We start from the raw sequence: 26164 nt of genomic DNA, 5'->3' as shown, positions 1-26164 counted from the left end.
CGCGCCGTGCCCACCATCTCGTTCCGTATCAAAGGGATCGTGGGCACGCTTTCGCTTTGCCCACCCTACGGCACTGCGGACGCGCATCCTCCGATGCGGCTCCTCGGCCGCAATCAAGCTGCACCGCGGGCCAATCTCCGCCATCAAACCAAAGAAGATACGTGACGCGGCACGGCCGCAGCGCGGTGCGCGGACATGATGTCCGCCTCGATCCGCGCCTGACACGGACCGGGAGCCTACGCGATGCGCCGTATGCCAAACGATACGATCATCGTCAGCGTTGGAAGCCAGGAACTCGTGATCGCGTTCGGAGACCCCGGCCTGCCGGTCGACGGCCACGGCGGTAACGACATCATGATCGCAACGGTCGATGACGGGCCCAGCAGCCTGCTGTTTGTCGGTGACGAGGCGATTCTGAACGGCCGATCGCATGGCGGCAACGACCTTCTGGTTGCGACGGTCGAGGGTCGCTTGCCCTATGTGTCTTTTGATGGCGACGCGCAGATCATGTCAGATCAAGCCCATGGCGGCAACGACGTGCTGCATGTTGAGGCGTCGAACGCGACCTATGCAAACGTTTATCTCTCGGGCGACGCCGAGATCGCCGTGACCGGGGATGCCAAGGGCGGCAATGACCTCATCACGGAAGAGATGGGCGACAGATCGTATGGCGCGTTCAGCGGCGATTCCGGATCGCTCATGAGCGGCAACGCTGAAGGCGGCAACGACATCGTCAGCGTGGTCCAGGCCGGATTCTCTGGCAACGCGTCGATATCCGGTGATGCCTTGGTGACCATGAGCGGCGATGCACGCGGCGGCAACGACATCCTCATCTATACCGTCGGCGCCGCTGCGCGGTCCGGCGGCGCATCGCTGCTCGGCGACAGCGACTACATGAGCGACAATGCCCGCGGCGGGGACGACATCCTGATCGCAGCCGTCGCCGGCAATCCCGATTCGACCTCCATCGCGCTCGTCGGCGATGCCTCGCAGATGTCCGGCAACGCACAGGGTGGCAATGATATCCTCTACGGGAGCGATCGCGGCGAGCGGATGTATGGCGATGCACGCATCTACACTCCCGCCGCGGCCGGCTCGATCACCGGCGGCAGGGATCTGCTGAACGGCGGAGGCGGCAACGATCAGCTCTGGGGCGGGCCGAACAACGATCTGTTCGTGTTCAACGCCGGCTCGGGCCAGGACGTGATCAACGATTTCAACCAGGGCAACAAGGCGGCCGGCAGCACGGCGAGGGAGCACGATGTGATCGACGTCCACGCTTACGACTTTGCAGGCTGGGCCGAGCTGAAAAGCCTGATCAGCGACGACAACGCCGGAAATGCGGTGATCCACCTGACCGCCAACGACACGATCACGCTGGACGGCATCCACGCCGCCGATCTCAACGCCAGGGATTTCATCGTCTGAGGTGCGGCGAGAGTCCGGTCGGCACCGGCAAGCCAACACATCCAGCAGGGCCCGTCGCATGTACCGCGGCGGGCCTTCGCTTTGTGCAGAAACCAAAGCCCACGCTGGCACCGGAGGACCCATCCTGCGATCTTGTCGTTACCCCCCGTCTGGGTTAGAGGCGCGAGATGGATGATCGACCAAAGCAGACTGAGAGCCTGACCCAGGACGGCGGCTTCGTTCACGTCCGGGGCGCGCGCGAGCACAACCTGAGAAACGTCGACGTTCGCATTCCCCGCAACGCCCTCGTCGTGTTCACGGGCGTGTCGGGCTCCGGGAAATCCTCGCTCGCCTTCGGAACGATCTACGCCGAGGCGCAGCGGCGCTATCTCGAGTCGGTGTCGCCCTACGCGCGGCGGCTGTTCCACCAGATGCAAGTCCCTGAAGTCGACGACATCGAAGGCCTGCCGCCCGCCGTCGCGCTCCAGCAGCAACGCGGGGCGCCGACGACAAGGTCATCCGTGGGCAGCGTGACCACCATCTCGAACCTGCTGAGGATGCTCTATTCCCGCGCCGGCGATTACCCGCGGGGACAGCCGATGCTCTATGCGGAAGCGTTCTCGCCGAACACGCCCGAGGGGGCGTGCCCGACCTGCCACGGCATCGGCCGGATGCTCGACGTGACCGAGAAGTCGATGGTGCCCGACGACACCAGGACGATCCGAGAGCGCGCCGTCGCGGCCTGGCCGAGTGCCTGGCAGGGGCAGAACCTCCGGGACATCCTGACGACGCTCGGCTACGACGTCGACAAGCCCTGGCGCGAACTTCCTAAAAAAGACCGCGACTGGATCCTGTTTACGGATGAACAGCCCACCGTGCCTGTCTATGCCGGTTACGACGCCACTGAGGTCAAACGCGCCCTGCGCCGCAAGGAAGAGCCGAGCTATCAGGGCACGTTCACCGGCGCCAAGCGCTACGTGATGCAAACCTACGCCAAGTCCGAGAGCGCGATGATGAAGCGCCGCGTCGCCCAATTCATGATCACGCGGGATTGCCCGACCTGCCACGGCACCCGGCTCAAGCCCGAGGCACTCAAGGTCAGGTTCGCCGGCCTCAACATCGCCGAGATGTCGCACCTGCCGCTCAAGCAATTGCAGGAATTGGTCGAGCCGTTCGCAAAGGCCTCGACAGACAAGACGGAGAAGACCGTCGTCGCCAGGCGCATCTGCGAGGATCTGTCGGCGCGGCTCGCCGTCCTGCTCGACCTCGGCCTCGGCTATCTCGCCTGCGAGCGCAGCACGCCGACGCTGTCACCGGGCGAATTGCAACGGCTGCGCCTTGCGACGCAGGTTCGTTCGAACCTGTTCGGCGTCGTCTACGTGCTCGACGAGCCGTCAGCAGGCCTGCATCCCGCCGACACCGAGGCGCTGCTGCGGGCGCTGGACCGGCTGAAGCACGCCGGCAACTCGATCTTCGTGGTCGAGCACGAGATCGAGGTGATCAGCCACGCCGACTGGCTGGTGGATGTCGGCCCCGACGCCGGCGACGGCGGCGGGCTCATCCTCTACAGCGGGCCGCCGGAAGGGCTCGGTGACATCGAGCAATCGCGAACCGCGCATTACCTCGGACGTCCGCGCAAGAAGCTGCCGACGGCGCGCCGCGAGCCGAAGGGCCATCTGAAGCTCAGGGGCGTATCCCGCAACAACCTTCGTGGTCTCGACGTCGATATTCCGCTCGGCATCCTCACCAGCATCACCGGCGTGTCGGGCTCCGGCAAATCGAGCCTGATCAGCCAATTCCTCGTCGATACCGTTGCCGCGCATCTCGGCCATACGCTGGCCGCTGACGCCGATGACGACAGCTTGGCCCCGACGGTCGAGACGTTGGGCGGCAGGATCGTTGCCGGCCTTGACCAAATCAACCGCCTCGTCGTCGTCGACCAGAAGCCGATCGGCCGCACCCCGCGGTCCAATCTTGCGACCTATACCGGCCTGTTCGACCATGTCCGAAAACTGTTCGCGGCAACGCCGCAGGCAAAGTCCCGCCGCTACGATGCCGGACGCTTCTCGTTCAATGTCGCGAAAGGACGATGTGCGACCTGCGAGGGCGAAGGCTTCGTCTGTGTCGAGCTCTTGTTCCTGCCCAGCGTCTACGCGCCCTGCCCGACCTGCAAGGGCGCCCGCTACAACGACAAGACGCTCGAGGTGACAATCCGCGGCAAATCCATCGCGGATGTGCTGGCGATGCGCGTCGACGAAGCCTTCGAGTTCTTCGAGGGCGATGCCGCGCTGAACCGGTCGCTCTCGGTCGTGCGCGAGGTCGGTCTCGGCTATATCCGCCTCGGCCAGTCCGCCACCGAACTGTCCGGTGGCGAAGCCCAGCGGATCAAGCTGGCGACCGAGCTGATGCGTCCGCAACGGGGCCATACGCTCTATGTGCTGGACGAGCCGACCACCGGGCTGCATCCACGGGACGTCGAGCGGCTGATCGCCCAGCTCGAACGGATCGTGGACACCGGCAACAGCGTGGTCGTGGTCGAGCACGACATGGACGTCGTCTCGCACAGCGACTGGATCATCGATCTCGGCCCCGGTGCCGGCGACGAGGGCGGCCGCATCGTCGCATCGGGAACGCCGGACCAGGTTGCCAAGGCCGGCGGAAAGACCGCGCATTATCTGGCACGGCGCTTGAAGCAGTAGCGCGCGACGATTGTCGGATGCGGTCGCCTCGAGGTCATTTCGCAATTGCGTTCCATGGCGCAGCTGACAGACCCGACTTTCGCGATGTTGACTTTCCGCCATCCCGCTCCCCATACTTCGCAAAAAGATAACAACCAATCATAAGACGGTTTTTGAGGGAGGATAGGATGCCGACTTCACGCAGGCAGCTGCTGAAGGGTACGGCGGCTGCCGCCGCCACACTCAGCCTCGATTGGACCAGGGCCCAGGCGCAGGCCGAGAATTTGCGCATCGGCCTGATCTACGACCTCACCGGCCCGTTCGCCGCAGGCGGCTCGGTCGCCTCCTCGGTCGGCGCGCAGATCGCCATCGACCTCGTCAACGAGAAGGGCGGCATCGGCGGCAAGACCAAGATCGTGCCGGTCGCGGCGGATTCCCAGAGCAAGGCCGACGTCGCCATCAACGAGGCCGAGCGGCTGATCAGCCAGGAAAAGATCGACATCATCAACGGCGTCTATTCCAGCGCGCATGCGGTGCCGATGGCGGCGAAGGTCGAGCAGCAGAAGAAGATCCTCTGGATCACGACCGCGGTCTCGACCGCCGTGTTCAAGGACAAGAATCTGCAATACGTGTTTCGCGCGCAGATCCATTCCGACCAGTACGGCCAGGCCTTTGCCGGCTTCATCGCCGAGCATGCGAAAGCCAAGCTCGGCATGGACGCAAAGGACGTCAAGGTCGCGCTGATCCACGAGGACGGCCCCTATGGCGTCGGCGTCGCCGCCGCCGACGAGGCCTATGCCAAGCAGGCCGGCATCCAGGTGGTGATGCGCGAGGGCTATTCGGCGTCCGCGCCCGACCTCTCGGTGCTCGTGACCAAGCTCAAGCGGGCCAAGGTCGATGTGATCTCGCATGCCGGCTACAACCCCGACATCACCCTGTTCCTGCGCCAGGCCCGCGAGAGCGGATTGCGCTTCAAGATGCTGTTCGGCGCCGGCGCCGGCTACAGCCAGCTCGACAAGCTGCGCGCCACCTTCGGCCCCGACATCGACAATTTCTGCAACATCGACCCGGTGCCGGCGCAGCTGCTCGATGCGGCGAAACTCGCGCCGGGCATGGGCGAGCTGATCAAGACCATGGTCTCGCGCTACCAGACCAAGACCGGCGCCACCGACGTGCCGCCGCACTGCTCGATGGGTTTCAACCAGACCTGGGTGCTGCTCAACAACGTGCTGCCTGTCGCCAAGGAGAAGTACGGCAGCTTCGAGCCGGAGGCGATCCGCAAGGCCGCGCTCGACGTCGACATCCCCGCCGGCGGCACCATCCAGGGCTATGGCGTCAAATTCTTCCCGCCGGGCACGCCGCTGTCCGGCCAGAACGAACGCTCGACGCCGGTGGTGATGCAGAACGCGGGCGAGCACATCTCGGTGGTGTGGCCGACGAACATCAGGACGCAAGACCCGGTATTCCCGCTGCCGAAGGGCTCGACCTACGGGGCGTAGAGAGGTTTCTTCGCCTCTCCCCGCTTGCGGGGAGAGGCCGGAATTTGCGCAGCAAATTCCGGGTGAGGGGGCCTCTCCGCGAACTCCTCTGTCACCGTCCCCGCGGAAGCTCCCCCGCACCCCAACCCTCTCCCCGCAAGCGGGGCGAGGGAGCCCGGTCCCGTCGCGGCAACGATCCCCTACAACACCACCCGTCGCCCCTCCTCCGCGGCCCAATAGCCGGCGTAGTTCACCTTGATCGTCTCATAGGCGAGCGCAAGGTCGGACAGCGGCTGCCGCCCGGTCGCGACGCATTCCATGAAGTCCTGGATCTCCTGCAGATAGCCGCGCGTCCATTCCTCCTCGAGGCAGACATATTGCCAGCCGGTTTTGCGGTCGACCTTCTCGGTGATGTAGACGCTGGCGAGCTTCTCCTCGGAGGTTTGGTAGCTCATCAGATGGTTGTTCGGGGTGATGTTGGCGAACAGCGAGCCGCCCGACGTATAGGTCTCGACCAGATTGCGCACGCCGCCCATGATCATGTCGCCGGAGAACACGGTGGCCTTGGTGCCGTCCGAGAAAGTCGCGGTCAGCGTGCCCCAGTCCTCGACATCGACGGGATTGGCCTTGATGTAGGTGCGCTCCTCCGGCTTGAGGCCGGCTGTGACGTTGCCGACATCGCCGGTGACGCTGGCCACGCGGATACTCTCGCCGCGCGCCTTCGCTTCGACCTGCTTGAGGTAGAGCACGGCGGAGAGCGGATGGCAGCCCATGCGGATCAGCGAGCCGCCTCCGGTCATCGCCCATTGCGCGGCGTGGGCCGCGTGCGAGCCGGAATGGCTCTCCTCGCCCTTCATGAACAGGATCTTGTCCTTGGTCGCCCTGATGATCTCCGCGGTCTTGGTCACCGCGGGCGCGTAGATCCAGTCCTCGGCGTACATGAAGAGCTTTCCGGTGCGCTCGATCGCGGCGCGCGTCTTGTCCATCTCCTCCAGCACGCGCTCATACATCAGCGCCTTCGGCACGTGCTTGCCGATCGGCGGCTGGTCGCCGTCGCGGCCGAAATAGCCGGCGAACGGCTTTTCGCAGATCACGTGCTTGCCGGCCTGCATCGCCGCGACGATCATTTCGGCATGAAGATTGGGCGGGGTGCAGATGTCGACCACGTCGATCTCGCGGTCGGCGATCAGATCGGCAAAGCTGCGATGGACCCGCGGGATGTTGTGACGGCCAGCGAATTCGACGACGTGGTCGCCGCGCGCGGCCACCGCCGCGACTTCGACGTCCACGCCATAGACGCGCCGGAACGCATACATGTGCAGCTCCGACACGAAGCCGCAGCCGACGAGTCCGATCCTGATCCCGGCCATAGTGCCCCCTTGCTTTGGGCGGCACTATAGCGCGCCGGCCGGCCTATTCCACGGAGACTCGCACCACGCCGGCACTCATCATGCCGAGCGCGCGGGCGGCCGGCACCGAGAGATCGACGATACGGCCGCGGATGAACGGGCCGCGATCGTTGACGCGACACTGGATCGTGCGGCTGCCATAGGAGACCCTCAGCACGCTGCCGAACGGACGCGTCCGATGCGCGCAGGTGAGCTCGCCCTTGCCGGCTTTTCCGTAGCTGTAGTAGGAGGCGAGCCCGTTTTCGGCATGGGCAACAGAAAATGGTGAAAACGAGAAAGTAGCGAGACAAAACAATAGCGTCGGCTGCGCGCGCACGGCACCGCTCCGGGTTGGCCCAGACCCGTCCCGCAAACGTCAGTTTGTTCCCTTCAGTTCCTGGAACTGCCGGGACGGATCCCGGCAGCGCCATCACACATTGTTACTGTTTGTGAAAAACCAGCGTGCGCACCTCGATGCTTTCACGCGGCGCCGCATCATCAGGCGTGGTCGGATCGACGAAGGCGGTGTGCGGCCCGAAGCGGGTGCGGCCGTCGGTTGCGGAATCGTAGCACTTCAGCAGCAGCGCCTCTTCCGGTGTCATCTCCGGAAAATAGAACCAGCGATGATCGGGATTGTATTTCACCGAATAGGTCTCGCCGCGGCGGTTGGGATAGATCAGGTCTGACGCCACGAGATCACCGGGCGCAACCGTGGTGCCGTCGGCCATGGCGAGCGGTGAATCGCGCAACGGACCGCGGATCGGACGCCAGAGGTTGATCACCTGGACGCGGCCCTTCAGCAGCTCTTCGGCCTCGTCAGGCAGATGCTCGCGCACCCGGTTGGCGCCGGAGATGGCGGTCTGGTCGACATGGACGCGTGTCGCCGGCTGGCGCGGGCCACCGCCGCGGATGTCGGCCGCACCCTCGACGCGCTTGCGCACGGTATGGTCGAAGATGACGACGCGGTCGGCCTTCAGCGTCGCGCGCAGGAACGCCTCGACGGCGGGATAGTAGACCGCCCTCACCTCTGCGTCGTCGTAGAAATCCTTCACCCGGGTCGGATGGCGCACCAGCGCAAAGCCTTCGCGATCGAGCGAGAAATTGTTCGCGATCAGGCGCGCATCGAAGATCGGCACCTGATGCGGCTCCGGCAGCGACGTGCTCCTGGGCTCACCGGGCGGCGGGTCGAAGGCGTAGGTGCGCGGCTTGCCGGATGTCGGCGCGAGATAGTTGAGCTCGGCAGTGACGAAGGGAAGCGATTCGATTCTTGTTTCTTGCAGGCCCATGGCCGGTCTCCCGATGTGGTCGTCGGATTGATTTTTGAGGGCGCGCGACGTGGCACAAGAGGTGCGATGCAAATAGCAATGAGGATGTTGTCGGGAGCGACGAATGCAGAAGGAACGTGTCGCGCAAGACGATTGCGCTGGAACGGGTTCTTCCTACTTCACGGATGCTTGAGTGTTGGTGATATATCGTGCCCCGGCTCTGCGGAGCAGCGTTGCACGCTGCACCGCGTCCGGGACACGAGGACTTCGCTACAACCCCGCCTTCGCAATCGCATCCGCAAAGGAGCGATCGACGATCTCGGCGGCATCGAGCTTCTGCTTGATCAGGCCCCAGCGGAAATAGAGGTCGATCGTGCCCTGCTCGTCCGCGACGACGCCGTCGTCGATCGGCGCGATGCGGATTTTTGCGCGCGAGAGCCAGTTCTGCGGCACGGCGACCGGGATGTTCATCAGCCTGCCCCAGGTCGCGGCATAGCTGTCGACATTGTTCAGCGACCATGCGCGCGCCGCGGTGAGGCGGCGGATGAAGTCGGTCAGCTCGGCGCGCTTGTCCCTGATCGCGTCAGGCCGCGCCACCTGGAAGCTGAGGCCCGGCGTCAGGCCTTCCGAGGTGATGATGCGCCGCGATCTGAACAGCACCTCCTCCTGGCTGACATAGGGCTCCCAGGTCGACCACGCATCGACCGAACCTTGCGTGTAGGCGATCTTGGCATCGGACGGCGCGAGGAACGCGATCTGCACGTCGCTCGCGCTCCAGCCGTTCTTCTCCAGCGCCGCGAGGATCAATTGATGGCCGATCGAGCCGCGGCCGGTTGCGATCTTCTTCCCGCGCAAATCGGCAAAGCTCCTGATCGGCGAATTCTCCGGCACGAGGATCGCGAGCGCCTCGCGCGTCTGCCGGATGGCGGCGATCGCCTTCACCGGCGCGCCCGAGGCGGCGGCGAAGGTGAAGGGCGCGTCGCCAACGAGCCCGGTCTCGATCGCGCCCGCGCTGAGCGCCTCCAGCAGCGGGGCTGCCGCCGGAAACTCCTTCCACTCGATCTTGTAAGGAACGTCCTTGAGCACGCCGGCCGCTTCCATCACGGCCTGCGAATTGCCCTTCTGGTCGCCGACGCGCAAAGTGGTTTGCGCTGCCGTCAGCTCGAACGAGCCGAACAGCAGCGCGCCGGCCAGCATGAGACGGATCATTCCGCGGCCTCGCCACGAACGGCCTGGCGCCTGGCGACCAGCTCTCGCGTCAGCGGGATCAGCTCACGACCATACTCGATCGCGTCGATCAAGGGATCGAAGCCGCGGATCAGGAAATGGCTGATGCCGAGATCGTAATAATCGCCGAAGACTTCGGCGACCTGCTCGGGCGTGCCGACCAGCGCGGTGGTGTTGCTGTTGGCGCCGGTGAGCTTTGCGATCTCGGTCCACAGCCGCTTGTCGATGCGGCTGCCCTGGTCGGCCAGCGCGAGCAGGCGCCGCGCGCCGGCAGTGGCGTGGCCGTCGGCGGGCTTGCGATAGCCGGTCTTGTCCTGCAGCGCGGTGGCGCGCGCCAGGATTTCCTCGGCCTTCTCCCAGGCTTGCTTCTCGGTGGGGGCAATGATCGGACGCACCGACAGGCTGAAGCGCGGCGTCGGCCGGCCCTGCCTGACAGCGGCGTTGTGGACGCGCGAGGTCACATCGCGCACCTGCGCGTAGGATTCGCCCCACAGCGCAAACGTGTCGGCGTGCTTGCCGGCAACGTCGATGGCCGCATCCGAGGCGCCGCCGAAATAGACGCGGATGCCCTCGGGCCGATACGGCTTCACCTGCGAGAAGGCGTTCTCGACCTGATAGTACCTGCCCTTGTAGGTGAACGGCTTGTCGCTGGTCCATTCCAGCTTGAGGATATCGAGAAACTCGGAGGTGCGGGCGTAGCGCTCGTCCTTGTCGTCGAGCGTGTTGCCGTCCTGCCTGAGCTCGGTGGCATTGCCGCCAGTGATGACGTGGAGCGCAACCCTGCCGCGGGAAAACTGGTCGAGCACGGCAAACTGCCGCGCCAGCAGCGTCGGGGCGGTGAATCCCGGCCGCTGCGCGATCAGCACGTTGAGGCGGGAGGTCGCGCCAAGAACGTGCTGCGCCACCTGGAGCGCGTCGGGCGAGGTCGAATGAAATGCCAGCAGCGCGCGATCGAAGCCGGCATTCTCATGCGCCTTCGCCACCGTCTCGATGTGGGTGGGGTTGAGCACCGGTCCCTCACGGACAACGGTCTCCGACGAATTGTTGTTGCTGATGAAGCCGATGAACTCGATCGACATGATCGTCTCCCTGTTGATGTCCTAGAGGCCCAGTGCGGCGCGGCCGAGGCCGATGCGCGTGGAATCATCCTGCGGCGTGTGCACCCGACCGCACAGCACGTCGCGATAGTGCCGCTCCAGCGGATTGGCGCGGGACAGGCCGTGATTGCCGGTGAGTGACAATGCATCCTCGACCACGGTGATCGCGTTGTTGGTGACGGTGAGCTTGATGACGTTGGATTCACCGGCCGAGAGTCCAACGCCGTCGTCGAAATCGCCTGCAAAGGAGGCGATCAGCCGCGCGTTGACCGCGAGCCTGGCTTCGATGGCGCCGAGGATCTCCTGTGCGCGAGCCAAGGTCGCGAGCGGCGCGCCGAGGCTGGCGGGCACGCGCTGCTTCAGGAACCTGATCAACCAGTCGCGCGCCGCGCGGGCAACACCGTCGTAGATCGCCGCGACGAAGACGGTGTGGACGGCGGCCTGTGCAACGTCGGGCGCACGCCAGTCCGCCGGCTTGCGCACGTCGACCTCGGAATCGAGGGGGATCACGACGTCGTCGAAGATGACGTCATGACTGCCGCTGGCGCGCAGGCCGTGATGGTCCCAGGTCTCGACGATGCGGGTGCCCGGCAGGCCCGCCGGCACCAGGAATTGCCCGACGCGCGGCTCGGCCTCATCCGTCCGCGCCCAGACCAGGTACCATTTCAGGATCGGCGATCCCGTCGAATAGATCTTGTGGCCGGAGAGGCGCCAGCCGGTCTCGGTGCGCCGCGCGACCGTCGCCGGCAGGCCGCCGCGCGCGGGCGAGCCGAGTTCCGGCTCGACCCGCAGCGCGTTGACGAGCGCAAGGCCCTCGACGCTCTCGCGTGCAAGCTTGCGCGAGTGCCGCACCGGCCAGGTCGGGCTGCGCGCCATCACGAGATGATTGATGTAATGCATCGACAGCACCAGCGCGGTCGACGGGTCGGCCTTGCCGATGATGCCGATGACGCGCGCAGTGTAGCGCGCACCGGCGCCGGCCCCGCCATGGACCGCCGGCACCGTCAGCGACAGCAAGCCCGCTTCGGACAGCTCGCGAAAATTCTCAAAGGGGAAGCTGCCGGTGCGGTCATGCCCGGCCGCGCGTGCCGCGAAACCTTCGGCCAATGCTTCGGCACGCGCGATGTAGTCGGGCTCGCTATGGGCCGCGCGCCCCTTGGCTACGGATGTCACCATGTTGCGTCCAATCCCAGCAGGCCGAGGATCTGGCGGCGCAGATCGGCGAGATAAGGATCGCCGCGATGACGCGGATAGGGCCGGTCGACGCGGATGTCGGCTTTCACGCGTGCGGGACGATCGCTGAAGACGATGACGCGGTTGGCGAGCACGAGGGCTTCCTCGGCGTCATGGGTCACGAGCAGCGTGGTAAAACCCTTGCGCTGCCAGAGCGAGACGAGCTCGGCCTGCATGGTGATGCGGGTCAGCGAGTCGAGCTTTCCGAGCGGCTCGTCGAGAATCAGGATCTTGGGATCGTTGACCAATGCACGCGCCAGCGCGACACGCTGCGCCATGCCGCCGGAGAGCTGGTGCGGATAGGCGTTGCGGAACGACGCCAGTCCAACCAGATCGAGCGCGGCATCGACACGATGACGCTGGCTCTTGAGAATGCCCTGGGCCTCGAGGCCCAGGGCGACGTTGTCCCAGACCGACCGCCAGGGAAACAGCGTCGGATCCTGGAACACGACCACGCGCGAGGGATGTGGACTCCTGATGCGCTCCTCGTCCTCGCGCAATCGTCCAGCCCTGGGTTTGTCGAGGCCGGCGACGAGGCGCAGCAAGGTCGACTTGCCGCAGCCGGAGGGGCCGAGCAGCGCGACGAACTCGCCTGGCTCGACCGAGAGGCTGACGTCGCTGAGCACCGGCAACTCTGCGCCGTCGATGTCGAAGGCGTGGCTGACCTGCTCGATGTCGAGCGCGGCGCCGGCGGCCGGATGCGTGACCGCTTCAGCCAAAGCTGCGGCTACCATTTCACAGTCCCCTTCTGCCAGACCAAGAGACGATCGCGGATCGCGAACAGCAGCGTGATCGCACCGGAGCAGAGCAGCGACATCACGATCAGCGCCGCATACATGTTGGCGTAGGCCGCCCAGCCCTGCGCCCATTGCAGGTACCAACCGAGCCCGGCCTTGACGCCGATCATCTCGGCGACGACGAGCACGGCGAAGGACGAGCCGAGCCCCATGAACAGTCCGACGAAGACGTGCGGCAGCGCGGCGGGGATCGCGACCTTCAGCACCAGGAACGACGGCTTGGCGCCCAGCGTGCGCGCGACGTCGTAATAGGCATTGCTGACGCTCGCGACGCCCGACCAGGTCAGCACGGTGACGGGAAAGCCCGTTGCCAGCGCGATCAGGAAGGTCGAGGCGCTCCAGCTCGACGGGAAGGTGAAGAACGCGATCGGCAGCCAGGCCGTTGCCGGCAGCGGGCCGATGAAGCGCAACACCGGATGCACCCAATAGCCGACCGCGCGCGACCAGCCGATCGAGACGCCGGTCAGGAAGCCGACCGTGGCGCCGATCAGATAGCCGCCGAGCTGAAGCTTGACCGAGGCGAACACGCTATCGAGCAGCTTTGGCAAATCGTCGGTATAGACCTCGATGATCGACTGCGGCGGCGGGAAGAACGGCAGCGGCAGCCAGGCGAACTTTGCCGTCGCGACCTCCCACAGCGTCAGGAAGGCGCCGAGCGCGACCAGCCAGGGCGCGCGCTTGTGCAGGGCCCTGCCCGCCGATCCCAGATAATCGGCACCGATGGTGCCGAACAGCGCGATGGCCGCGATGACGAAGGCGGCGATGCCGAGCGAATGCGTGCGCGACCAGTCGCCGACATCCGCCCACCACAGGCAGGACAGGCCGAAGGCGATCCAGGCGATGCTGGCGAGCACACCGACGCCGGATTCCTTCGCCCAGTTCGCCAGCAACGGCGCGCGCGAGAGGCGCGGCGCGCCGGAGGCAAGGCCGTCAGACAGCGAATACGTCGACATAGATGCGCTCCGCGAATTTGGCCGTGTCGGTGCTCGGCTTGAAGACCTGCACGCTCTTGAGATCGTCGGCATAGGCCTTGAGCTCGCGCTTCAACACGTCGCCGACGGGATGATGATGGTGGGTGTGGTAGCGCACCATGCCCTCGATATCGGCGAGCGTGGCCGCCTTCGGCGCGTAGGGCTGGAACGATTTTGCGGCGGCCGTCGCATTCTGCGAGCTGAACATCGCGGCATCGAGCAGCGCCTGTGTGATGGCGCGCGCGACCTGCGGCTCCTCCCGCACCAGGCTGCCGCGCAGGCCGAGGATGCAGCAGCTCTTTTCACGGAATTCACCGTCGAGATTGGAGGCGACCTCCTTGTACTGGGTGTCCTTGAGCCAGAGATAGGCCAGCGGATCGGAGGACAGGAACGCCTGCACCTCGCCCTTCTCGACGGCGACGTTAAGGAGGTTGCCGGGATAGGCGCGCCAGTCGACGTCCTTGTTCGGATCGATACCGAGCTTTGCCAATTGGATTGAGAAGAAGTTCTTGTCGGGACCGGCGAGATCGCCGACCGCGACGATCTTGCCCTTGAGATCGGCGAGCTTGGCAACACCGGAATCGGCGCGCGACAGCACGCGCATGCAGCCGCCATGGGTGCCGGCGGCGATCTTGACGTCAAAGCCCTGCTCCAGCGGCTTCAGCCAGCGCAGCGCCATGCCGAGACCGGCATCGCTCTTTCCCGTCGCGATCGCCTCGAGCAGTTGATCAGTCGAGCCGGAATAGTTGACGAGCTCGACGTCGAGATTGTGCTTCTGGAAGAAGCCATGCTCGATGGCAACAGGCACCGGCGCGAGGCAGACGGCGCCGGCATTCCACGACAGTTTCAGCTTGCGCGGCGCGCCGGTGAGCGCGGGCGCATCGGACGCCGTCCGGCACAGCGGAAACTCCGAGAAATCGATGCCGGATGCGATGCCGCGCGGCGCAAAAGCCTGAGCGCCCAGCGCGCCGAGCGGCGCAGCGAAAGCTGCCGCAAGCCCCGCCTGGAGCAGATGGCGCCGGTCGAGCCCCCGTCCGCCGCGCTTGTCGTCGTTGTTCATCAGTCCCCACTCCTGCGCTGGCACGACTCCGCCCTTAGCGCAACGCTTCACGTTGCGCATGGTCCGTACGGAGCTGCGTTGAGAGAAAATTATTCCGCCGGCGTTTGTCGCGCCGCGTTGATGCGATACGCAAATCATGCGGCGCGCTCGCCGCATCGTCAATGAAATGGAATTTCGAATGTGATGCGAAGCAGGGTCATTCTCTCCATCGGCGCGCGCGGGAACGATGAAACGATTTTCGTGAATGCGGTTGCTCCCGGCGATCGCCACAAGCGCGCATCTGCCTAGATCCCATGCATCTTTCTCCCGCAGGACCATCGTGTTCTCGCGCGCAAGGATTCAATGAAACGTCCTTGCCCGATGCGCGCGCAATACGGTTGGCCATTTCATTGACTGCACTTCGCTCGGTCATAGACTCGATCGTCTCGCTGCATCGCTCGCTCACGCGTCGTGAGCCAAAGTCACAAGCACGCAACAAGACAGGCTATATGAGCATCAACTCCCACGATCATTCCATCACCCGCCGGCTCGCCGCTTCGCTATTCGCCGCCGCCATCACGCTATCGGCGACTGCCGCGTCGTTTGCCGCGGACACCGTCGTGCTGCGCGTCGGCGACCAGAAGGGCGGCAACCGCTCGCTGCTCGAGATCTCCGGCTATGCGAAGGACCTGCCCTACAGAATCGAATGGTCGGAATTCCCCGCCGCGGCGCCGATCCTGGAAGCGCTCAACGCCGGCGCGCTCGACGTCGGCTACACCGGCGATCTCTCCTTCCTCTCGGTCTACGCCGCGGGCGCGCCGATCAAGGCGATCGGCGGCACCAGGTCGGATGCGAAGACGCAAGCCATCCTGGTGCGTCAGGACTCGCCGATCAAATCGGCCGCCGACCTTAGGGGTAAACGCCTCGCCGGCACGCGCGGCGGCTGGGGTCAGTTCCTGATCGACGCGACGCTGGAGAAGGCGCAGATCAAGCTCGAGGATGCGACCTTCGCGCCGCTCGGCCCCGTCGATGCCAAGATCGCGCTGGTCGCCGGCTCGATCGACGCCTGGGCGGTGTGGGAGCCTTACGTGTCGTTCGCGACGCTGAAGGACAAGGCGCGGGTGATCGCCGACGGCGAGGGCCTGACGCCGACCATCACCTTCATCGTCGCCTCCGACAACGCCATCGCCACCAAGCGCGCGGCGGTGCAGGACCTGGTGCAGCGGCTGAACAAGGCGCGGCTGTGGTCGCTGGATCACGTTTCCGAATATGCCAGGAACACCGCCGAGCTGACCAAATTGCCGGAAGACGTGCTGCTGTCAGCCTACACAGCGCAACGTACCAGCCCGATCGTAATCGACGAGAACGTGGTGAAGGAGGTGCAGGAAGCCTCCGATCGCTCGACGCGTTACGGCATCCTGCCCAAGAAGCTCGACGTCAGCAAAGCCGTCGACCGCAGCTTCACGGCTGCGGCGGCGGGATCGAATTAACTTCCAGCGGATGACACTTGACACCCCAACAAAGGTGCGCTCCCTCCCCCCCTTGTGGGGGAGGGAGCGGAGAGAGCGCTGCTGTTGTCCGAACTCAATTCGACTTCAATCCTTCGCGCTCAGAATGGAGACGGCCTCGCCTCAAGGCCGGCCGGCTGCATCTCGCCGCGATCGTGCTCACGCATTTCGCCTGCATGAGCCTGATCGTGTGGCTCTCGCTGTAGCTTCGCGCGATCACCAGTATCCGCGATAATAAGGCCGGTAGTACGCGCGCGGCCGGTAATAGCCATAGCGGTAGCCGTAGTACGGACGGGGACGGTAATAGGAACGATATCCATAACCGTAACCCGGACCATAGGCGTAACCCGGTCCATAGCCGCCATAATAGGCGGGCGCATAACCATAGCCATAGCCGCCGTAATACGGACCGCCGCCGTAATAGCCGTAGCCATAAGGCGCGCTGCTGGCGATGGCGCTGCCGATGATCGCGCCGGCGAGGAGGCCACCTCCGCCCCATCCCCAGCCACGACCGCGCCAATGCACCTGCGCGACATCGTCACCGACAGCGGCCTTCATGGTCGCGACGTTTGTCGGCAGCGGTGCCGCTGCCGCCTGTTGAATTTGGCCGGCGATGACCACGCCGGCGACCGAACAAGCAATTGCAGTTTTCCAGATCCTCATCGACTTGCTCCCTGTCTGACGTCTTGCTTGGAAAAGGATCGCAGCGGCATGATCGGGCATCTTTGCGCCAAGTCAAAGCCCGGATTTTCAAGCCCGGATTTGCGTGCGGCGCACAAGCCTCGTCCAAGCCTCGTCCAAGCCTCGTCCAAGCCTGGTCCATGCCTCGCTGCGAGCCGGCTGCCGGCATGCGAGGCGAACCAACGTGCCCCGCTCTGCCCGACGTGACACCGGGGCGATGCCGGAGCCCCGCGGCCAAGGCAAAGCATTAAGCTTCTCGCCTGCGCAACCAACAACCTACTTCACGATTGACTATTCGTACCGTTACTATCGGTTCCAATGGCGCGAGGCTTCTCGCGACAAATAGCCTCGGCCTGCGCCGGGCGTGAGTGGGGAGGACGACATGAGTGCCGCGAGACCCGAGCCGCTTGCCCGTCAGGCGCTGGCGTTCGTCCTGGCCGGCGGACGTGGCAGCCGGCTCCTGGAACTGACCGACCGCCGCGCCAAGCCAGCCGTCTATTTCGGCGGCAAGTCCCGCATCATCGATTTCGCGCTGTCGAATGCCGTCAATTCGGGCATCCGCCGCATCGCAGTCGCCACCCAATACAAGGCGCACAGCCTGATCCGGCACCTTCAGATGGGCTGGAACTTCTTTCGCCCGGAGCGAAACGAGAGCTTCGACATCCTCCCCGCGAGCCAGCGCGTCTCCGAGAACATGTGGTATGTCGGCACGGCGGATGCGGTCTACCAGAACATCGACATCATCGAATCCCACGCCTGCCGCTTCATCGTGGTGCTGGCCGGCGACCACATCTACAAGATGGACTACGAGGTGATGCTGCGCCAGCACGTCGACAGCGGCGCCGACGTCACGGTCGGTTGCCTGGAGATGCCGCGGACGGAATCTTCGGGCTTCGGCATCATGCATATCGACGAGAACGGCTGGATTCAGGAGTTCCTGGAGAAGCCGAAGGATCCGCCGCCGATGCCGGGCAAGCCGGACGTCTCGCTCGCCAGCATGGGCATCTACGTGTTCGACGCGAAGTTCCTGTTCGAGGAGCTCAAGCGCGACGCCGAGGACCCGAACTCGAACCACGATTTCGGCAAGGACATCATTCCCTACCTCGTCAAGAACGGCCGCGCGATGGCGCACCAATATTCCACCTCCTGCGTGCGTTCCGGCAGCGACCCCCGCGCCTATTGGCGCGACGTCGGCACGGTCGATGCCTATTGGGCCGCCAATATCGACCTCACTGACGTCGTGCCCGAGCTCGACCTGTTCGACAGCTCCTGGCCGATCTGGTCCTATGCGGAGATCACGCCGCCGGCGAAATTCGTTCATGACGAGGAGAGCCGGCGCGGCCAGGCCGTGAGCTCGCTGGTCTCGGGCGGTTGCATCATCTCCGGCGCCTCGCTGCGCCGATCGCTGCTGTTCACCGGCGTGCGCATCAACTCCTACGCCAATGTCGAGAACGCCGTGATCATGCCCTATGTCAGTGTCGGCCGCGGCGCTCGCCTGAAGAACGTCGTGATCGACCGCGGCGTCGAGATTCCGGAAGGACTCGTGATCGGCGAGGACCCGGCGTTCGATGCCAAGCGCTTCCGCACCACCGAGCAGGGGATTTCGCTCGTCACTCAGCCGATGATCGACAGGCTCAATACATGAGGCCTGTTCGCGTCCTCGCGGTCGCTTCTGAAGTCTATCCCATCGTCAAGACCGGCGGCCTCGCGGATGTCGCCGGCGCGCTGCCGATTGCGCTGAAGGCGCATGGCGTCGAGATGCGCACCTTGATGCCGGGTTATCCCGACGTGACGCGGATCGTGTCGAACGCAGAGGAAATCCGGAGCTGGCCGGATTATTTCGGCGGACCGGGCCGGCTGCTCGCGGGCTCTCACGACGGGCTCGACTTGTTCGTGCTCGACGTGCCACATCTCTATGCGCGGCCGGGCAATCCCTATGTCACCACCGAGGGTGTCGACTGGCCGGACAATGGCGTGCGCTTCGCGGCACTGTCGCGCATCGCCGCCGATATCGGCCACGGCCTCGTCCCCGCCTTCGTACCCGATGTCGTGCACGCCCATGACTGGCAGGCCGGGCTCGCGCCGGCCTATCTGCACTATGACAATCGCCCGCGACCCGGCACCGTGATGACCATCCATAACATGGCCTACCAGGGCAAGTTCGCTCCCGAGCTGATCGGTGCGATCGGCCTGCCCTGGCACGCGTTCAACGTCAATGAGATCGAATATTTCGGCGGCATCAGCTTTTTGAAGGCGGGCCTGCAATTCGCCGATCGCATCACGACGGTGTCGCCGACCTACGCACAGGAGATCCAGAGCGACGAAGGCGGCATGGGATTCGGTGGCCTGTTGCGTGCACGCGCAAACGTGCTGAGCGGCATCCTCAACGGCATCGACGTCTCGGTGTGGAATCCGCAGGGCGATCCGCACATCGCCTACCGCTACGGCGCGGAGGACCTCACCTTCCGGGCCGCGAACAAGGCGGTGCTTCAGCAGCAGTTCAATCTCGACTCCTCCGACGAAGCGCCGCTGCTCGGCGTCATCAGCCGGCTGTCCTGGCAGAAGGGGCTCGATCTGCTGCTCGAGGCCATTCCGACCATTCTGGCCGAAGGCATGCAGCTCGCGCTGCTCGGCAGCGGCGACCGCGATCTCCAGGATCGCTATCAGGCCGCGGCCCGCGCCAATCCCGGACGGATCGGCGTCGTGATCGGCTATGACGAGATCCTGGCGCACCTGCTCCAGGCCGGCTCGGACGCGCTGATCGTGCCCTCGCGCTTCGAGCCGTGCGGCCTGACCCAGCTCTGCGCGCTACGCTACGGCGCCGTCCCGATCGTCTCACGCGTCGGCGGGCTCGAGGACACCATCGTCGACATCGGAGAGGCCGACGCCGCCGACCGCGATGCCACCGGCTTCAAGTTCGCACCCGTGACGGCGGAGGCCCTTGCCGGCAGCTTACGCAAGGCCAACACCGCCTTCCACGACAAGCCGACCTGGCGCCAACTGCAACGACACGGCCTTGCGACCGACGTCTCCTGGCGCAACCGCGCCGGCGACTATGCCGCGCTCTATCGCGGGCTCACGGCGGAGCGTGCCTGAGACAATGACCGTCGTCGAATCCATGCTATAGAGCCGGCATGGACCCGTTCGTGATCAAGCTGATCGGCTTTGCCGCCGCCACCTGCACCACCGTGGCCTACGCGCCGCAAGCCATCAAGGTGTGGAAGACCCGCTCCACCGGAGACATCTCGCTCGGCATGTTCCTGGTCATGGTGCTGGGCCTCGCGCTCTGGCTGATCTACGGCCTGCTCTCGGGCGATGCGCCGCTGGTCGCCGCCAACGCCATCACCATGCTGCTCGCCGGCGGCATTTTGTTCATGAAGCTGAAATACGGATGAGGTCGTGGGATGCCGTAGGGCGGATTAGCCGAAGGCGTGATCCGCCACCTTAATGCCGCACGACGACGGATTACGCCAGCGGACTGCGCTTCGCGCAGCCGCGGGCTAATCCGCCCTACGAATTCATCCAAACACATACGACGCCATCGCGACGCCTGCGACCTCGTCGACGAAGACGCGCTTGCCGATATCGCTGCCGGCGGCGCCGGCGGCCACCATCAGCGGCAGCAGATGGTCCTCGCGCGGATGCGCCAGGCGCGCGCTCGGTGCATTCTCCCAATCCACCAGCATCGCGTTGCGGCGGGCCGGATCGGGGTTGCTGATCGCCTCGTTCAGATAGGCCTCGAAGTCATACGAGACGGGCTTGGACTCGGGCCGGTTGAAGCCACGCATGTTGTGATAGGTCAGCCCGCTGCCGACGATCAGGATGCCTTCATCGCGGAGCGAGGCAATCGCCTCGCCGACCCTGATGTGCTCGGCCGCATCGTAAGCAGACTTCAGCGACAGCAGCACGATCGGCATGTCGGCGTTCGGATACATCAGGCCGAGCGGCACGAAGGTGCCGTGATCAAAACCCTGGTTGGGATCTTCCCGGCATTCCAGGCCGGCCCGCGTGAGCAGCGCCTTCACCTCGGTCGCCAGTTCGGGCCGGCCCGGCGCCGGATATTTGAGATGATAGGTATGCTCGGGGAAACCGTAATAGTCGTACACCATCGGCGGCTGCGCCGAGGTCGAGACGGTGAAGGCATCGGCCTCCCAATGGCCGGTGATGACGAGCACGGCCTTTGGTCTCTCCGGGAGAAGCTGCGGCAACCGGCCGAACTCTTCGGCGGTTCTGGCATATTGCACCCGCCGGTCCTCCATGAAGGGCCAGGGGCCGCCGCCATGCGACAGGAACAGGGTCGGAAATCGCGTCATGGGGCTCGTCTCATCGGCACTCTGCGCGTGCCCGCGCGTCCGGCGGCGAGCATAGGCAAACCGGCATGGTTAGCAAGTCGTTAACGATTTGACGCCCAAAATCCCCGGCGTGGCCGAAGCAGTCGGCCTGAAGACAAGTGAGACGTGAGATGAAGAAGTTTGCGCTGGGGGACGTCGTCAACAGTGACAAGGGCCGCCGCGGCATCGTTCGCGCCGCCTTCAAGTCACGCGAAGGCCAGCAGTTCTATGCCGTCGAGAAGGACGGCGCGATGGACTATCTGGAGGAAGGCCGGCTGACGCCGGCGCCCCGCGTCGAGCTCGCCGCTTAAGTCCAGCTCATTTCTTGCTCTCGCCTGCGATCCGGTCGAGACGCTCCGACCAGGGGTCGTCTCCGCTCGCGATGTGATCGTTCGCGATCAGCAGCAGGCGATCGCGGCCAGCGACGGAATCCCAATGCGGCAGACCGGGACCGTTGGGATCGCCGCTTCTGGCGAAGTTGATCCAATAGGACCGCATGCGGCTTGCGACCTCGCGATCAGCCCGCGAGAAGATGCCCGCTCCCGGCACGCCTTCTGCACCGAAGATGAACTGCAGCTCGCGCCCATGCCCAGGCCCAGGATTGGCGCGACGCGCCTCGGGCACATAGGCGAAGCGATAGCGAAAGGTCGCCGTGCCGCTCGCGGCATGCAGGCGCGCCAGCAGTCTTGCGGGCTCGGAAAAGACCTTGTCGGTGTAGAATCGTGCCACAACATCCGAAGGCTTAACAAGAGAAGGCTTGGCGAGATCAGGCTTGGCGAGATCAGGATAGAGCTTGCGCAGCTCATCGCTTGTGAGGCCTGACGCTGCAAGCTCCTCCTTGGCATCGAACTCGCCGTCGAAACCCGTCTCGTCGTCGTTCGAGCCGATGATCAGGGGAATGCGGCTTTGGTGTCCGGCCGCAAAGCCTGCCGCGATATCCTCGGTCACCAGAGCTCCGTCCATCATCGGCGCGAAGCCGTACCGCGATTGCTCCAGCAGACGGCTTTCGGCGGCAAGCAGGCGTCGCGGTCCGGCGGCACGCAAATCCGCCTGCGGTCCGAGCGCCGCCACGAACTGCCGGCCCATCGCCTGCGCATCCTGCGCCGAGCGCAGGGGCGCGCGAGCGGGCACCGATTGCAGAATGGCCTTCTGGAACAGATCGCGCGACTGCGCGGACAGCATCAGAAGCGCGATCGATGTCGCGCCTGCGTCGCTGCCGAACAAGGTGACATTGTGCGGATCACCGCCGAAGGCGGCGATGTTGTCATGAACCCAATGCAGCGCGGCGATCTGGTCCATCAGGCCGTAATTGCCGGAGCCGCCGTCCGTCAGCGCAGGATCAGTGAGCCAGCCGAGCACGCCAAGGCGATAATTTGCGGTGACCACGATGAGGCCGGCCTGCGCCAGCCTGGCACCGTCGAACAGCCGCTCATTCGCGGTGCCGCCGATGAAGCCGCCGCCATGGATGAACATCATCACCGGCAGCGGGCCGTCGACCCCGAAGGGACGGAACACGTTCAGCGTCAGGCAATCCTCGCCCGCATCAGGCAAGGACGGCTGAAGGCACGGCGCGCCGTAATCGTAGGCGGTGTGCATCTCCGAACTTTCGGGCGTCGGCTGCGGCGGTCGCCACCGCAGTGCGCCGACCGGCGGCGCCGCATAGGCCAGTCCCTTGAACGAGGCCACCTCACCCTCGACGGCGCCGAGAATCTGTCCTTCACGCGTCAGCGCGAACGGAAACTGTCCGACCGGCTGCGCCACGGCCGAGCCGGCGCAACACAGGACAATGGAGGCCGCAAGAAGCGCGAGCACGGATCGCATCTTCGGTGCATCTCGATGCGCGGAACGGTTTCCTGCAGGTTACGTCCGCCGCCGTCGGCGGGGCAAGCCTGCCGGCTCACACTAACTGCGTTTTGCGAGAATCTCCGCCAGCGCGTGCCGCGCGACGATGCCGAGCTCGCCGAGCGTGGAGTGCCCGGCCCGCGCCGCTTCGATCAGGCGTTCGGCGATGAACCTGCGGCTGTCGTGATCGCCGCCATGCGGCAATTGCCTACACGTCTCCTCCAGGACGACGTCCATGTTCGCTTTGGTCCGCTCACTCAACTCTGTCATGACGCCCGGCCGGTACGCGTGGCTTGTAACCGCAAGCATACACAGGCGGATCGGGCATGATTAGCCCGGGCAATCACGGCCATTGTGCATCGCGGTGCGTGTAGTGCCGCAACATTCACGCGCCACGGTGACGCCGCAAACGCCTACCGAAGATTGCACTTGCTGTGATGACAAGCCGTGCATGTGGCGATAGCCTGCCGGCAAAACAAAACATACGGGAGGATGTCATGCCTGATGCGATGGTTGCCACACGTGCCTCCGATGAGCGCGGAACCGCTCAGCAGGTCGATGTCGCCGTGGTCGGCGCCGGCTTTGCCGGCCTCTATCTCCTTCATCGCCTGCGCAAGGCCGGCCTCTCGGCGGTCGGGCTCGAAGAGGCCGGCGACGTCGGCGGCACCTGGTACTGGAACCGCTATCCGGGCGCGCGCTGCGACATCCAGACCATCGACTACAGCTACACCTTCGATCCGGAGCTCGAGACGGCCTGGACCTGGTCGGAGAAATACGCCACCCAGCCCGAAATCCTGCGTTATCTCGGCTTCGTCGCCGACCGCTACGACCTCAGGGGCGACATCCGCTTCAGGACCAAGGTCACCGAAGCCGAGTGGGACGAGAAGGCCGAGCGCTGGCAGCTGACCACGGACAATGGCCCACCGGTCTCCTGCCGCCACTACATCATGGCCACCGGCTGCCTCTCGGCGCCGAAGCCGCCGGAAATCGACGGCGTCAAGGATTTCAAGGGTGAGGTCTATTTCACCGGACGCTGGCCGCATGGCGGCGTCAATCTCGCGGGAAAACGCGTCGCCGTGATCGGCACCGGCTCGTCCGCCATCCAGTCGATCCCGCTGATCGCCGAGCAGGCCGCGCATCTGACCGTGTTCCAGCGCACGCCGAACTTCGCACTGCCTGCGCATAACGGGCCGGCGCCATCGGACCGCATGAGCCTGCTGCAGTCCGATCGCCCGGCCTATCGCGAGCAGGCGCGCCAGTCGATGGCGGGCGTGCCCTATCCGCAGCAGACGGTCGTGAGCTGGCAATTGAGCGATGCCGAGCGTCGCGAGCGATTCGAACGTGCCTGGGCCGCCGGCGACCTCGTCCACATCCTGACCCAGCTCTGGGCCGATCAGGCCGTCGACGTCGACGGCAACAAGATCGTCCAGGACCTGATCCGCGAGAAGATCCGGGCGGCAGTCAAGGACCCCGAGACAGCGGCGGCGCTCACGCCGCACGATCATCCCTTCGGCGCAAAGCGTCCCTGCCTCGACACCAATTATTACGCCACTTACAACCGGCCGAACGTCACGCTGGTCAATCTGCGCCAGGAGCCGATCAAGGCGATCACGGCGAGTGGCATCTCCACGAACGGCCGCAGCGTCGACGTCGAAATCATCGTATTCGCGACCGGGTTCGACGCCATGACCGGCGCGATCCGCGCCGTGCATCCGATCACCGGGCGCGGCGGCAAGTCGCTGACAGATGTCTGGGCGCAGGGGCCGCAGACCTATCTCGGGCTCACCGTCGAAGGCTTTCCCAACTTCTTCATGATCACCGGGCCCGGCAGCCCGTCGGTGCTGTCGAACATGGCGGTGTCGATCGAGCAGCATGTCGACTGGGTGGTCGACCGGCTGGCCGCATTGCGCGATGCCGGCTTCACCACGATCGAGCCGACCGAGACGGCGCAGGCCGGCTGGGGCCGGCACATGGCGGACTGCTCGATGGTGACGCTGCATCGGCTCGCCAACACCTGGTACACGGGCGCCAACGTCCCCGGCAAGGTGCAGGGCCTGATGCCCTATACCGGCGGCGTCGGCCCCTATCGCAGCATCTGCGACGAGGTGGTCAGCCGCGGCTTGCTCGGTTTCAAGCTCACCGGCCCTGGCGGCGCAGAGCAATGCAATGACGGCGAGGTGGTGCGGCTGCAGCCGGATGTGCGGCTGGTGCTGAACCTGCTCGCATCGCTGAACCTGCCGCAGATCGAGTCGATGGGCGCGCTCGGCGCGCGCGAGTTCGTGAACGAGTTCAACAAGGGCCGTCCCGCCGGGCGGCCGATCGGCGATATCGTCGATGGCACCCTCCCCGTCACCGATGGCGCGCTGCCATACCGCGTCTACAAGCCGGCAACGCCGGGACCGCATCCGGTCGTGGTCTATTTCCACGGCGGCGGCTGGGTGCTCGGCGACGAGCAGTCGGACGAGCCGTTCTGCCGCGACATGGTGCGGCGGACCGGCATGATGTTCGTCAGCGTCGGCTATCGTCACGCGCCGGAGCATCGCTTCCCGACCGCTGCCGAAGACGGCTATGCGGCCACGCGCTGGATCGCCGAGCACGCCACTGAGCTCGGCGGCAAGCCGGGCCCGGTGCTGGTTGCGGGCTGGAGCGCTGGCGGCAACATCGCCGCCGTCACCTGCCAGCTCGCACGCGACCGCGGCGGGCCGGAGATCGCCGGTCAGCTCCTGATCTGCCCGGTCACCGACTGCACCTTCGATCGCCCGTCCTATAACGACAATGCGACCGGCTACTTCCTGACGCGCTCGCTGATGTACTGGTTCTGGGACCTCTACTGCTCGCCGGCGGACCGCACCGATCCGCGCGCCTCGCCACTCCGCGGCAAGGTCGAAAGGCTGCCGCCGGCCTTCGTGACGACCTGCGAGTTCGATCCGCTGCGCGACGAAGGCATCGCTTATGCCGAGGCGATGGCGGCCGCAGGCGTCCCGGTCGAGCAGTTCAAGGCGCACGGCCATTTCCACTCGTCCTTCACCATGGTCGATGTGGTGATCACGGGCGTCTCGGGCCGGGTGCAGATGGCGGAAGCCTTGCGGCGCTTTGCCGGGCTGCCGCCGGAGGTCAGCCGCGGTGACGAGCACGGCCACGGGCTAGCCAGCCCGGGGCAGAGAATCGCGGCGGCGGCGAGCTGATCATGACACCGCGGCCGGGAACCTTTTCCCGGCTGCT

Annotated in this window: 22 protein-coding genes; 9 read left to right on the top strand and 13 right to left on the bottom strand. The window is 65.3% G+C overall.

The window, feature by feature from the left end; translation table 11 throughout:
* Positions 1-243: 243 nt before the first annotated feature.
* From XI03_RS22815 to XI03_RS22805, 3 genes are all read left to right on the top strand, one after another.
* Complete coding sequence (locus XI03_RS22815; RefSeq protein ID WP_271593403.1) at positions 244-1428, top strand: hypothetical protein; 1185 nt, start codon at positions 244-246, stop codon at positions 1426-1428.
* 167 nt (positions 1429-1595) lie between these two features.
* Positions 1596-4106, top strand: coding sequence for an excinuclease ABC subunit UvrA (gene uvrA, locus XI03_RS22810; protein WP_271593402.1), 2511 nt, complete (start codon positions 1596-1598; stop codon positions 4104-4106).
* A gap of 167 nt (positions 4107-4273) precedes the next feature.
* Positions 4274-5584: an ABC transporter substrate-binding protein gene (locus XI03_RS22805; protein WP_271593401.1), complete on the top strand. Its 1311-nt coding sequence runs from the start codon at positions 4274-4276 to the stop codon at positions 5582-5584.
* 179 nt (positions 5585-5763) lie between these two features.
* Here XI03_RS22805 and XI03_RS22800 read toward each other — a convergent pair whose 3' ends face one another.
* The 9 genes from XI03_RS22800 to XI03_RS22760 all read right to left on the bottom strand — a co-directional run bounded on the left by XI03_RS22800 (position 5764) and on the right by XI03_RS22760 (position 14601).
* Entirely contained in the window at positions 5764-6933 is a 1170-nt protein-coding gene (locus tag XI03_RS22800; RefSeq protein WP_152102535.1) for a Gfo/Idh/MocA family protein, read from the bottom strand.
* Between the two features lie 43 nt (positions 6934-6976).
* Complete coding sequence (locus XI03_RS22795) at positions 6977-7288, bottom strand: septal ring lytic transglycosylase RlpA family protein (protein WP_028145398.1); 312 nt, start codon at positions 7286-7288, stop codon at positions 6977-6979.
* Positions 7289-7391: 103 nt separating this feature from the next.
* The gene (locus XI03_RS22790; protein ID WP_271593400.1) at positions 7392-8237 is read right to left on the bottom strand and encodes a CmcJ/NvfI family oxidoreductase; all 846 of its coding nucleotides are present in this window, start codon (positions 8235-8237) and stop codon (positions 7392-7394) included.
* 249 nt (positions 8238-8486) lie between these two features.
* Positions 8487-9425 carry an ABC transporter substrate-binding protein gene (locus XI03_RS22785; RefSeq protein ID WP_271593399.1) on the bottom strand — a complete coding sequence of 313 codons (939 nt, stop codon included), beginning with the start codon at positions 9423-9425 and terminating at the stop codon, positions 8487-8489.
* Positions 9422-10522 (bottom strand): LLM class flavin-dependent oxidoreductase, encoded by a 1101-nt coding sequence (locus XI03_RS22780; protein WP_212249746.1) that lies wholly within the window; start codon positions 10520-10522, stop codon positions 9422-9424. The genes XI03_RS22785 and XI03_RS22780 overlap by 4 nt, the downstream gene beginning before the upstream one ends.
* Positions 10523-10543: 21 nt before the next feature.
* Positions 10544-11716 carry an acyl-CoA dehydrogenase family protein gene (locus tag XI03_RS22775; RefSeq protein ID WP_271593398.1) on the bottom strand — a complete coding sequence of 391 codons (1173 nt, stop codon included), beginning with the start codon at positions 11714-11716 and terminating at the stop codon, positions 10544-10546.
* Entirely contained in the window at positions 11710-12507 is a 798-nt protein-coding gene (locus XI03_RS22770; protein ID WP_028145403.1) for an ABC transporter ATP-binding protein, read from the bottom strand. The genes XI03_RS22775 and XI03_RS22770 overlap by 7 nt, the downstream gene beginning before the upstream one ends.
* Positions 12501-13523, bottom strand: a complete 1023-nt coding sequence (locus tag XI03_RS22765) for an ABC transporter permease (protein ID WP_271593397.1) — start codon at positions 13521-13523, stop codon at positions 12501-12503. The genes XI03_RS22770 and XI03_RS22765 overlap by 7 nt, the downstream gene beginning before the upstream one ends.
* The gene (locus XI03_RS22760) at positions 13501-14601 is read right to left on the bottom strand and encodes an ABC transporter substrate-binding protein (protein ID WP_028145405.1); all 1101 of its coding nucleotides are present in this window, start codon (positions 14599-14601) and stop codon (positions 13501-13503) included. The genes XI03_RS22765 and XI03_RS22760 overlap by 23 nt, the downstream gene beginning before the upstream one ends.
* Positions 14602-15089: 488 nt before the next feature.
* On the opposite strand from XI03_RS22760, the gene XI03_RS22755 reads away from it, so the two are divergent.
* Complete coding sequence (locus XI03_RS22755) at positions 15090-16070, top strand: ABC transporter substrate-binding protein (RefSeq protein WP_152102530.1); 981 nt, start codon at positions 15090-15092, stop codon at positions 16068-16070.
* A gap of 234 nt (positions 16071-16304) precedes the next feature.
* Here XI03_RS22755 and XI03_RS22750 read toward each other — a convergent pair whose 3' ends face one another.
* Positions 16305-16751: a hypothetical protein gene (locus tag XI03_RS22750; protein ID WP_028145407.1), complete on the bottom strand. Its 447-nt coding sequence runs from the start codon at positions 16749-16751 to the stop codon at positions 16305-16307.
* Between the two features lie 400 nt (positions 16752-17151).
* On the opposite strand from XI03_RS22750, the gene glgC reads away from it, so the two are divergent.
* Genes glgC through XI03_RS22735 form a run of 3 tightly spaced genes read left to right on the top strand, consistent with a single transcriptional unit; the run spans position 17152 to position 20164 of the window.
* On the top strand, positions 17152-18414 hold the full coding sequence (gene glgC, locus XI03_RS22745) for a glucose-1-phosphate adenylyltransferase (protein ID WP_028145408.1): 1263 nt from the start codon (positions 17152-17154) through the stop codon (positions 18412-18414).
* Complete coding sequence (gene glgA / locus XI03_RS22740) at positions 18411-19865, top strand: glycogen synthase GlgA (protein ID WP_271593396.1); 1455 nt, start codon at positions 18411-18413, stop codon at positions 19863-19865. Before glgC ends, glgA begins: the two co-directional genes overlap by 4 nt.
* 38 nt (positions 19866-19903) lie before the next feature.
* Complete coding sequence (locus XI03_RS22735; protein ID WP_028145410.1) at positions 19904-20164, top strand: SemiSWEET transporter; 261 nt, start codon at positions 19904-19906, stop codon at positions 20162-20164.
* A gap of 123 nt (positions 20165-20287) precedes the next feature.
* On the opposite strand, the gene XI03_RS22730 is transcribed toward XI03_RS22735, so the two are convergent.
* Entirely contained in the window at positions 20288-21082 is a 795-nt protein-coding gene (locus tag XI03_RS22730) for a DODA-type extradiol aromatic ring-opening family dioxygenase (RefSeq protein ID WP_028145411.1), read from the bottom strand.
* Between the two features lie 149 nt (positions 21083-21231).
* Between XI03_RS22730 and XI03_RS22725 the strand changes: the two genes are divergently transcribed.
* On the top strand, positions 21232-21411 hold the full coding sequence (locus tag XI03_RS22725) for a hypothetical protein (protein ID WP_028145412.1): 180 nt from the start codon (positions 21232-21234) through the stop codon (positions 21409-21411).
* A gap of 7 nt (positions 21412-21418) precedes the next feature.
* Here XI03_RS22725 and XI03_RS22720 read toward each other — a convergent pair whose 3' ends face one another.
* The gene (locus XI03_RS22720; RefSeq protein ID WP_271593395.1) at positions 21419-22921 is read right to left on the bottom strand and encodes a carboxylesterase/lipase family protein; all 1503 of its coding nucleotides are present in this window, start codon (positions 22919-22921) and stop codon (positions 21419-21421) included.
* 81 nt (positions 22922-23002) lie between these two features.
* Positions 23003-23251 (bottom strand): hypothetical protein, encoded by a 249-nt coding sequence (locus tag XI03_RS22715; protein ID WP_095426115.1) that lies wholly within the window; start codon positions 23249-23251, stop codon positions 23003-23005.
* A 188-nt stretch (positions 23252-23439) separates the two neighbouring features.
* On the opposite strand from XI03_RS22715, the gene XI03_RS22710 reads away from it, so the two are divergent.
* Positions 23440-26127 carry a flavin-containing monooxygenase gene (locus XI03_RS22710; RefSeq protein ID WP_271593394.1) on the top strand — a complete coding sequence of 896 codons (2688 nt, stop codon included), beginning with the start codon at positions 23440-23442 and terminating at the stop codon, positions 26125-26127.
* Positions 26128-26164 lie beyond the last annotated feature (37 nt).

Source organism: Bradyrhizobium sp. CCBAU 65884 (genome assembly GCF_028128835.1).
In the GTDB taxonomy this organism is placed as follows: Bacteria; Pseudomonadota; Alphaproteobacteria; order Rhizobiales; family Xanthobacteraceae; genus Bradyrhizobium; species Bradyrhizobium ottawaense.
Note: the sequence above shows the minus strand (reverse complement) of the source record. Positions and strands in the feature narration are given on the sequence as shown.